Source organism: Spectribacter acetivorans, from assembly GCF_031846305.1.
In the GTDB taxonomy this organism is placed as follows: Bacteria; Pseudomonadota; Gammaproteobacteria; order Nevskiales; family Salinisphaeraceae; genus Spectribacter; species Spectribacter acetivorans.
Map to the genome: position 1 here is coordinate 116,648 of NZ_JAVRHY010000009.1, position 10,100 is coordinate 126,747.

General features: G+C 60.2%; 11 protein-coding genes. 1 reads left to right on the forward strand and 10 read right to left on the reverse strand.

The features are described from left to right. Positions 1-443: 443 nt before the first annotated feature. The 8 genes from RM531_RS11025 to RM531_RS11060 form a co-directional block, all read right to left on the reverse strand. On the reverse strand, positions 444-1,028 hold the full coding sequence (locus RM531_RS11025; RefSeq protein WP_311659299.1) for a Swt1 family HEPN domain-containing protein: 585 nt from the start codon (positions 1,026-1,028) through the stop codon (positions 444-446). 4 nt (positions 1,029-1,032) lie between these two features. Next, positions 1,033-1,671, reverse strand: coding sequence for a DUF5343 domain-containing protein (locus RM531_RS11030; RefSeq protein ID WP_311659300.1), 639 nt, complete (start codon positions 1,669-1,671; stop codon positions 1,033-1,035). Positions 1,672-2,182: 511 nt separating this feature from the next. Beyond that, on the reverse strand, positions 2,183-2,815 hold the full coding sequence (locus RM531_RS11035) for a hypothetical protein (protein ID WP_311659301.1): 633 nt from the start codon (positions 2,813-2,815) through the stop codon (positions 2,183-2,185). 160 nt (positions 2,816-2,975) lie between these two features. After that, the gene (locus RM531_RS11040) at positions 2,976-3,959 is read right to left on the reverse strand and encodes an alpha/beta hydrolase (RefSeq protein ID WP_311659303.1); all 984 of its coding nucleotides are present in this window, start codon (positions 3,957-3,959) and stop codon (positions 2,976-2,978) included. Positions 3,960-4,132: 173 nt separating this feature from the next. Continuing rightward, entirely contained in the window at positions 4,133-5,110 is a 978-nt protein-coding gene (locus RM531_RS11045) for an aspartyl/asparaginyl beta-hydroxylase domain-containing protein (protein WP_311659305.1), read from the reverse strand. A 314-nt stretch (positions 5,111-5,424) separates the two neighbouring features. Then, entirely contained in the window at positions 5,425-6,033 is a 609-nt protein-coding gene (locus RM531_RS11050) for a GNAT family N-acetyltransferase (protein ID WP_311659307.1), read from the reverse strand. A gap of 67 nt (positions 6,034-6,100) precedes the next feature. Further along, entirely contained in the window at positions 6,101-6,274 is a 174-nt protein-coding gene (locus RM531_RS11055) for a hypothetical protein (RefSeq protein WP_311659309.1), read from the reverse strand. Between the two features lie 110 nt (positions 6,275-6,384). Next, the gene (locus RM531_RS11060; protein WP_311659311.1) at positions 6,385-6,558 is read right to left on the reverse strand and encodes a hypothetical protein; all 174 of its coding nucleotides are present in this window, start codon (positions 6,556-6,558) and stop codon (positions 6,385-6,387) included. Between the two features lie 152 nt (positions 6,559-6,710). On the opposite strand from RM531_RS11060, the gene RM531_RS11065 reads away from it, so the two are divergent. Beyond that, on the forward strand, positions 6,711-7,610 hold the full coding sequence (locus RM531_RS11065) for a LysR family transcriptional regulator (protein ID WP_311659312.1): 900 nt from the start codon (positions 6,711-6,713) through the stop codon (positions 7,608-7,610). Between the two features lie 263 nt (positions 7,611-7,873). On the opposite strand, the gene ltrA is transcribed toward RM531_RS11065, so the two are convergent. Together ltrA and RM531_RS11075 are read right to left on the reverse strand one after the other, a co-directional pair. After that, the gene (ltrA, locus tag RM531_RS11070) at positions 7,874-9,244 is read right to left on the reverse strand and encodes a group II intron reverse transcriptase/maturase (RefSeq protein WP_349255435.1); all 1,371 of its coding nucleotides are present in this window, start codon (positions 9,242-9,244) and stop codon (positions 7,874-7,876) included. A gap of 439 nt (positions 9,245-9,683) precedes the next feature. Further along, positions 9,684-10,100: DUF1329 domain-containing protein (locus RM531_RS11075; protein ID WP_311659316.1), on the reverse strand; the 417-nt coding region annotated here is incomplete at its 5' end.

Sequence of the window (10,100 nt, forward strand, 5' to 3'; positions counted from 1 at the left end):
CATTCCGCCGCCTGGCCCTGAATAAAGCCCGCCGCCGGGACCCGTATAGAGACCGCCATCAGGGCCGGAATAAAGCCCGCCACCTGGACCGGTGTATGCGCCGCCGCCAGGTCCCGTATACAGTCCGCCCCCTGGGCCTGTATAGGCACCGCCGCCTGGCCCTGAATACATACCACCACCCGGCCCCGTGTACGCCCCACCTCCAGGGCCCGTGTACATACCTCCGCCAGGGCCGGTATAAGCGCCACCACCTGGCCCGGTGTACATATTACGAACCCAATATTCTTCGTCAGTCATAGAATCCCCCTAGCCAAATAGACGCCTAACGCCCAAGCTCAGTTGACGCCGGAGCAGGCGAAGCCTGCGGAGGGAATCCGAAGCGCGCCAGCGCTTTGGGCGGTCAACTGCAGCGGTTCGTTAGAGCGGGCCTGAAAGTTATCCGTCTAACTTATAATTCTGAACCAATCCCTTAGCGCCAACTCGAGCCGAAGCACTTCGTCATCCGCCAAAGGAGAGCAATGGGCGATCGGATTTCTGAGCGAATTTAGCGCTGACATAACTTTTTCCATCGCTTTGGGATCGTTAAATACCACGCCGCCGAAAAGAGACCAGTTAAATTTAATGATCTCACCGAGTTCGCCAAACGTCGTATAATCGATAGACTCGCTAGACCTAGGGGTAACGGCAGCTTCTTTCTCGCGCTTGATACTCTTTTTCGCATTTTGTTGCACTGGATCGGGAATCATATTTGCCCACCAATCAGCGTCGCCCGTGGCCTCGAAGACGTCGATTATTAACTGTCTTATAGATTTTTCCAGGCAGTAAAAAATCTCATAGTGTTGCGCCATTTTTTTTGCTTCAGCCCGCAAAGATGCATCAAATTGAGGGTAATAGGCATCCTCGATTTTACTCGATTTCTTTTGCGCTCTACCTAAATCGATCTCGTATTGATCCTCAATTCGATCCAAATCAGCCTCTAACAACATATTCGTCATCGCAAAGGACTTAATGGCCGAAGCAACATTCATCGTTTCACTCCTGAAGCAAGTGTTGCTTCAAGCTTTTAAATATTGCGTTGAATACTTCTATATCTTTTGTCGCAGGGAGGTTGAGATTTATCGTATAAGCGAGATTAATCGACTCGCTCGACGATGAACCAGAATATTGCTGGATCGGAATAGACGGATGCGCCTCGTTCGGCGGCTCTTCCGGCTGCGAGTGGGTTTCATCTGGTTCTGCATGATCGGATTCGAAATTTGCTCTTTCTCTCAGTGCTTGAAACGTAGAAAGAGTTTTCTTGACTACAGTCGAGTTTGACTCGGCGCCTGTTGCTTCTACGATAAGACCTTTGAGTTTAGATGTATCTGTATCTTGAACATATTCGTTCATTTGAAACAGTGGTGCGTAAAGCTCTCGCATAGCTTTCGCAATTGCCGACCCCGATTTCGTCGGGTTTCTAAATTCCCTGTATCTATCGGTAGGTGTACCGTCAGAAGATACTAGACCCATTTTCTTTATAAATGGGATAAGTGATCGTCCATTTCCACCCTTTAATAGAAGTTTTTCGGCAACAAAATCGGACGAGAATTTGTCTGGAACCGAAGCTGTTTTTATTTGGTCAAGCATCTTTTCCAAAGTACTCGTCGCCTGTACATACGGCAGATTGGCCATTGGTTTCCCCCTTTGTAAAATTCAAGCAGCCTCTCACGCCGAAGTTGAGCAGCGCTTTGCGCATCGCAGCGGAGAAAAGCGTCCGACTCAAACGACCTGTTATGCGGCATTCAAATACTACTTTGGCTTTGTGTTGATTAAACCGTGCGCTAAGAATGACCCACCAACGGCGCCACCCAGAACTACTATGAACTGAGCGACAAACTTCGATAGCTCGGACGATGACATTTGGTCAACGGCTTGATTGGGCCAATAGACAGGGAATGCTGTGGCAAGCAGTGCCAAAGCTACTGAGAGCGTTACCAGAACATAGCCGCCCATTACGAGAGGACCGCGTTGCTTTGGGTTTTTGTCGACGCATCTGCATACGACAAAAAAAACAACAAGCCAGACGATGAGAATGATTACCGAGTACACGTTACCTCCCTAAACCATCATTATCTCTGACGCATAACGCTGTTCATCAGCCGCGCGAGGTACGAGCGTCGGCTGCATGTACTTGTTACCCGAATCACCCCATACCCAATTGCGCCTTAAGGACAGCAACCACTCCGCCCCCTGCCTGTTTTGCTGCACCTTGCGCGAATTTCGACGCTGCCTGTTTGAACGCGTTTCTACGCTCTTCGGCTGTCTTTAGCTTCTTGGCGGAGTCGTACGCCTCACGAAATTCGTCAAGTTCGTTTTTGCTAAAAATCGTCTCGAGAACCGCGAATAGACCATCGGCCGGAACTTTCACGATCTCGGTGTTAAATGAGTGATCGAATATTAGCTGGTGGTTTTTCAGCTGCCCCTGTAACCAGTTTTTCGCCAATGAGTCCTCGATTATGAGGTTGACTTTCTCTTTTTTGTCGTCGATCTCCAGCGTGGCCTGACTCAGAGCAGCCAGAAGTCGGCCTTTAGCCTGCTCTTCAATGCTTTCGCCAAACTTCAGGGCGGCTTCGTACCGGAGCTTCTTGATCTTGCTTACAGGGGTTTTGAGGATTTCGCTCGCTTCTTGATTCCGGCGCGTCGCTAGAGGCCCGTACCCGGCATACCCATACCTGTCCAGCAAATGCATAACTAGTGCATCGATATCCGACTTCGGAAGGGCCCCTAGCCCGAATTTAAGGTAATTCTCGAGAAACTCGTGCTCAAAGTTATTCATCGGTTATGGCCTTTTCCGGGTAACGCTTAACTATACGACAAAATGTAGACATAGCATTGCTTCTTCAAAAGCGCTACATCGACGTTTAGTCACATGAAAACAAAGACATACCATCCATCGATGTCGGTATAGCGTTGAGCCGTCAGCACAAAAGACCCCATTACCCCGCTGTCTCCCTCAACACCGTCCTCCGCCGAAACTCATCCTCCGGAAACACCCGCCCGGTGACCAATGATTCGTAGATATGGTCGAACACCACGCCCGGCTTGCCGGCGGTGCGGCCGCTGCGGAAGTAGGTGTGGCCCTTGGGGCTGTCGTAGGCGGTGTTGACGTCGTCGCAGTCCACGGAGAATACGTTCTTGCCGACCTTGTCCATGTCTTCCGGGCCGGTGTGGCCCAGGCGGCGGGAGGCCACGCGGTTCTTCAGGTTGGCGGCCTTGCTGGCGCGCAGGGCGAGGTCGTCGCTGGCGAAGTAGACGGTGACGTTGCGGGACGCGTGGCCGATCAGTTCGCCGGGGTTACCGGGTTCCAGGGATTCGTTGACGATGTCGGCGGCCACCAGGAAGGTGTTGCGGAACAGCAGGGGCACGCCGCCGGCGAGGTCGTAGCGGTTCCAGGCGGCCAGGCCTTCGCGCAGTACGCGGTTGCCCATGGAGTGGGCCAGCACGTTGATGCGTTTCAGGCAGGGGTTGTCCTGGGGGTTCTGTTTCGGGTCGTTCCGCCAGGCGAGGAATTTTTCCATGACGCGGGCCAGCGACAGGGCGCTGGCGTCGGCGGCCTTCTGGTCGTCCCAGTAGTCCTGGACGATGCCGAAGTCGTTGTCGCAGGGCCAGATGACCGGCAGGACGAGGATTTCCCTGGGCTTGCTGGCGTCGCACAGGGCCTGGAATTCGGCGGCGCCGGCGAAGACGTCTTCCGGCAGGTTCGAGTAGCCGTGGATGTAGACCAGGATCTGCCGGTAGTCGGCGTCCTTGAGCCGTTTCAGCAGTTCGGTGCTGCCAACTTCCTCGTGTTCCTCCGCGCCCTGGCGCTGGCAGAAGAACACGGAGTTGCTGGGCGCGTTGTTCTTGAGGTCGAACGTGAAGCGCCGGCCCACACGCGTGCGGATGCTTTGCGTGGGAAAGCGATTGGTGATGAACAGCATGCCTCGCACCCCTTGCCGGCGCGCGGGCGCGCCGTGGTCCCCGGTTTCTTGTTAGCAGGCGGGGTGGGGGTAACGCAACTCGGGGGGCGCGTGATCGGGCTCGGTGGGGCGCTCTCCCCTCTCTCTGGCTCTCTCCCGTGGGGAGAGAGGATGGCTTTGGTTGGGCTTGGGGGTTAGGCCAGGCCGGCGAGGACGGAGGCGGCGTAGATGGAGCCGATCAGCAGGCCGGACACGGCCAGCGCCAGGGTGGTATTCACCGAGTACTTGATGGCGCGGTAGCGGCCGGGGTTGGTTTCCTTGAGGGTGCGCACGTTGGCCAGCGTGGGGGACACGCGGGCGAAGATGCTGTTGACCAGGCCGCGCTGGTCTTCCTCGGTGTTCGGCACCACGGTGGCCCGCATCAGGGCCTTGTAGAAGAAGTTGATGATGCGGCCGACCACCCAGGTGGGGCGTTCCACGTCGCACATCAGGATCAGGCGGTAGCGCTGGGCGTCGTTGTGGGCGTAGTGCAGGTAGGTTTCGTCGAACAGCAGGTCGTCGCCGTCACGCCAGGAATAGTCGGTGCCGTCGATGTTGATGTAGCAGGCGTTGTCGTTGGGCGTGGCCAGACCAACGTGATAACGCAGCGACACCGCCACCGGATCGCAATGGCGGGTGAGCTTGGAGCCCACCGGCAGCACCGAGAACATGGCGCCCTTCACCGTGGGCGCCTGCTTGAGGATTTCCAGCGTCTTCGGGCAGGCGGCCTGGGCCGAGCGGTGGGTGGTGCCGTACCACTTGAGGTAGAACTTGCTCCAGCCGTACTTGTAGAAGGTGCGGAAGCCGATGTCGTAGTAGGCGCTGGATTCCGGGTTGTTGGTCTGGTCGAACGCCTTGCTTTCGTACAGGGCCACCGCCTCGTCGCGGATGGTTTCCCAGTTGTCGCGGATCGGCGCCAGTTCCGGGTACTCGGTGGTGTCCATGATGGGCTTGCGGGCCCGCTTTTCCGTGAACAGGTAAAGCAGGCAGTTCAGCGGGCTGAAGATGGGCCAGCCCTTGCGCACGTACTCGCCGAAGCTGGCGTAGCGCTCCTCGCCCCGCATCCGGTAGACGTAGAACATCGACCCGAGAATGAAGGCGAAAACGGCGAATGTGGTGAGTGCGACAACCATGGTGATTCCTCGCTGCCCGGCGCGGCCGGGCGTCCCGTCGTAACGGCTGATCGATCGATCAGTTTACCAGAATGCGGCCGAATCGGCGTGTTTTTGCAGTTGGCGGTATTGCAATCCCACGTGACCGGCGGCTTGAAAGCCGCCCTACGGTCCCTCGCTGTAGGGCGCGATTTATCGCGCCTGTCCGTTGCGCCATTTCATCCTATACAAAGGCGGCTTGAAAGCCGCCCTACGGTCGATTGCCGTAGGGCGCGATTCATCGCGCCTGGTCAATACGCCGTTTCCTGCTCAAGCGCGGCGGCTTGAATGGCGCCCTACGGTTCTTCCGGCCGGAGCGGCCGGGTCCAGAACATCAGCGGCTTTTCGGTTTCCTCGTCGGCGCCGACATCCGGCCAGGCGTAGTGGGCCATCACATCCGGCCGGGGCGTGTAGCCGCGGCTGCGCCAGAACTCGTCCAGCGGCTTGTAGTTGGCCGGGCGGGCGGGATGATCGGCCGGCCGCTGCACGGCGCAAAAGCAGGTGGTGTCGAAACCGCCCTGCTCGGCGGCCCAGGTTTCGCGTTCGTCGAAGAAGCGGTGGCCCAAACCGCGGCCGCGATACTCGGGTAGCAGGATGGATTCGCCGAAGTAGAACACCCGTTCGGGATCGAACCCGGCCTGTTCCAGCGGCGCCCGGAAGGCGGCTTCCTCGTCCACCAGCGGCAGCGCGGTGGTGGCGCCCACCAGGTCGTCCCCGTCGAATACCAGGAACGCCAGCGAGCGCTCGGCGTTGACGTAGGTTTTCAGGTAGTCGCGTTCGTAGTCGAGATCGCCGTCGTAAAGGTAGGGCCACTCGCGGAACACGCGGATGCGCAGGGCTGCCAGCGGTTCGATGCGGGTGGCGATGTCCTCGCCGTGTCGGCACTCGAAAACCAGGTCACTCATCAATCGGCCGGTCGCGAAAAACGGCCGCCGATGATAACGCGTCGACTACCCGTCGAGGGCGCCCGTTTTACCGGTCCGGCAACAGACTGGGCATTTCCACCCAGTTCCAGCCGGGGGCCGCGCGTTCGGCGTCCACGCCAACCTGATGGGCCTGCTGACCGGTCAGCGCGATGGCCAGCAGGGCGGCGCTGAAGACCAGCACCGGCATGACCGGGCGGCGGATGTGGACAGGTGCACTCATGATGGATTCCTCGTTGGATCGGCTCTCACCGGGTTATCGGTCGAGATCGGGCCAGTTGAAGTGCCCCGCCGGGCTGATGCCGGCGGGGCCGTTGGTGGCGGGGCGGCCGATCACGAGTCGGGGAACCGTGCCGGCGGCTGAATCCAGTTCAAAGCCTGCGGCGGGGCGGCGACGCCCTGCCCGACCTGATGAACGTGTTGTGCGGCGAATACCAGCAATATCAGGCTGGCGCCGATCACCCCGCCGACAATGCTGCTGCGGCTCTCGTGGCATTCCGTTTTCATGCGTGTCTCCTGGCTCGAAGGTTGTTGCGTTCATCGGCATATCGTCGATGTCCGGGAGTCACGATAGGGGCGCCTTGATGATTTGGGAAATGAATTATTAATAAATGTATTATTTATTTCATGAATAGTAAGGAAACGCCGGGAGGTCGGCCGTGAGTATTGCGAATTTCGATCTCAACCTGCTGCGGGTGTTCGACGCCATGATGCGCGAGCAGCACGTCACCCGGGCCGCGGAACGGCTGTTCCTGACGCAGTCGGCGGTGTCCAACGCCCTGTCGCGCCTGCGTACGGCCTTCCACGACGAGCTGTTCGTGCGCCGGCCCGAAGGCATGGTGCCCACCCCCCGGGCGCTGGAACTGGAGTCTCCGGTTCGGGCGGCGCTGCTGGATATCGAACAGGCGCTGGCGCCGACCGCCTTCGACCCGGCGACGTCGGAGTGGACCTTCCGCCTGGTGGCCAATGACTACTTCTCCACCGTGGTGATGCCGCCACTGATCACCCGGCTACGACAGGATGCCCCGGGCGTCGATCTTCGCCTGCTGCCACATGTGGATCAGCCGCGGGCGCTTCTGGATACCCACCGTGCGGATTTCGCATTCGGCTCGCTGGATCCGGTCGAGGCCCGCTTCGGCTCGGTCGATCTGCTGACCGAGGATTTCCTCTGCCTGATGCGGCCGGACCATCCGCTAAGCCAGGGCAAACTGACGCCCGAGCGATTCGCCACGGCCGACCATCTGCTGGTGTCGCCCAGCGGCCACGGCGACGGCGTGCTCGACCGTGACCTGGCCCGGCTGGGCCTGAGCCGGCGGGTGGTGCTGACCATCAATCAGTTCGCCGCGGCCCCGGCCGTTGTCGCGGCTTCCGACCTGGTCGTGACCCTGCTGCGCCGGGTGGCCGAACGCTTTGCCGCCGAAGCCGGCCTGATTACCCGGCCGGCGCCGTTCAAGCGGGAGCCGATGCCCATTCGTCTGGTCTGGCATCAGCGGCTGGCACGGCACCCGGCCCATGACTGGTTTCGCGACACCATTCGCGAGGTCACCGCCGCGCTGTAGGCGCAGGACCATGCTGGCGGCTTGAAAGCCGCCCTACCTCATGACCGGATGACGGTCCGGTTCTATGCCGCTTTTGTAGGGCGCGATTTATCGCGCCTGTTCGAATCTGGTGCCGGACCATACTGGCGGCTTGAAAGCCGCCCTACGGGGTAATCGGGCGACGATTGATCAGGATCAGGATAGGGGCACTCAGATTTCCTGAGCGACCCCTCCCACACCACCTAGCAAGCGGGTCCGCACTAGGCGGTTCGAGAAGTTGAGGTTCATGAGAGGCGGGGCATGCCCAGCCGATCGAAGTAGGCGATCGGCATCAGGCGATTGAGCTCGTACCGGCTGTTGCGCCACCAGCGGCGGCTGTTCGCCGCCACGCGTTGCGCCTGCTCTGGGCGTGCGCCCAGAGCCAGCAGTTCCCGGTACATCGTCTTGCCCCGTTTCCAGTGCTTGAGTTGAATGGCGCGCAGGCGATGGCGAAGCCACTGGTCCAGCTCCCGGAACACCGTCGGTGTCTGCGACAGGCGGAAGTAGGCCTTCCAGCCCAGCACAAACGCGCGCAGTTGCTCGACGATCTGGTTCAGGCTTCGTCCGCGACTACGGCAGGTCAGCCACCGTATCCGCTGCTTGAATGTGGTCTTGGCTTTGCTCGCCACACCACGTTTCACGACCCCGCCGGGCGCTGCCCGGAATTCGAAGCCGAGAAACACGCGCCCGAAGGCACTGGTGACGGCGGTCTTGGCCTCGTTCACTTTCAAGCGCAACCGGGCAAACTGCTTGCGCAGCCCTTCGAGCACCCGCGCCCCCGCCTTGTGGCTGCGCACGTAGACCATCAGGTCGTCGGCGTAACGTACAAAGCGGTGGCCCCGGCGTTCGAGATCCCGGTCCACCTCGTCCAGCAGCACGTTGGCCAGCAGCGGTGATAACGGGCCGCCTTGCGGCGTCCCCTCGTATCGCCGTATGGCCAGGCCACGGCTCAGGATGCCGGCGTTGAGGTACCGACGAATCAGCCGCAGTACGGCCTTGTCATCGATCCGTCTGGCCAGGCGGCCCATGAGCACGTCGTGGTTGACCCGATCAAAGAATTTCTCCAAATCCACGTCCACCACCACCCGGTAACCGTCCTGCACGTGGCGTTGTGCCTGGCACACCGCGTCGTGCGCACGCCGGCCCGGACGGAATCCGTGACTGGACTCGGAGAATGTCGGGTCAATCCGCGGCTGCAATACTTGCAGCAGGGCCTGCTGGATCACACGATCCACCACCGTCGGAATACCCAGCTCTCGCTGACCACCACCCGGCTTGGGAATCTGTACCCGGCGTACCGGCGACGGCCGGTAGGTGCCGGCAAGCAGTTCCTTGCGGATGCGTGCCCAGTCGGTCTTCAGGTAAGCCGCCGTCTCGGCAATCGTGCGGCTATCCACCCCGGCACTGCCCTTGTTGGCCTTGACGCGTTGCCACGCCTTGACCAGGTTCTCTCTCGCGAGCGCCTGCCAAAGCAGGCTGTCTCGCCCTGTGGCTTGCGTGTCGTGACCCACCGACCGCGCTTCATCGCCAACGCCTCGGGCTTGGGCTTCACCCGCACCCACCGCCGTCCGCCCCGGTCGACCGGGCTTCTGATGCCATGCGCGCTCGAGCGTCACGTCGTCATCCACTCCTTCTCGTTCGGCCCTTCGTCACCGGATGGCAACTACTACGGCCTCTGCTGACTTCTCGCGCCGGCATCACCGTCGCCCTTTCAGGCACAAGGCGAGATCTCCCCGGGTAAGAACGCACTCCTTCACCGCACAACCGCCGAATCTACGCCGCTTCGCCTTGGTCACAAGAGCTTCGTGGTTTCGTGCCCACTCGCCCTGCTCGGCAGCGCCTTGTATCCGGTTCTTGTCCATCGGCTCGCAGCTTCGCTCCACGCTTCCTCCCCACGCTCGGTCACCCTCACGCAGTTGCGCTTCGCTTCGGTCGTCGTGACCAACTCCCGGCAGGACTTCCACCTGCAAGAGTGCGCCCGTGCCGGGCGCACCACAAAAAAGCCGCGGGCCCGAAGGCCCGCGGCTGATCGTCACGATGGTTGTCGTGTTGCGCTTACCGCGTAGTCCGCCGCTTGAGCGTCTGCGGCGAGAAGTGGCGGTCTTCGTAGGTCACCGAGAAGTCGTTGGGCTGACCCTCGTTGGTCATCGCGGTGGAGAAGTACAACCCGGACTGCAGGTCGTAGATCAACTCCGGCGCACCACCCACGAACTGACCGGTGGGCAGATGCACGTTGGCCGCTTCCTGGAACTTCCACAGTTCGTCGCGGTTGTCGTAGGCGTCCACGGCCACGATGTTCCAGCCGTCTTCGTCGATGTAGAAGGTCCGGCGCTTGAACTGGTGGCTGGTGCCGTCGCGGAGAGTGGCATCCACCACCCACACGCGGTGCAGTTCGTAGCGCATCAGGTCCTGGTTGATGTATTTGTCACCCAGCAGGTCGGCTTCGTATTGCAGGTCGGGCTGGTTGATCTT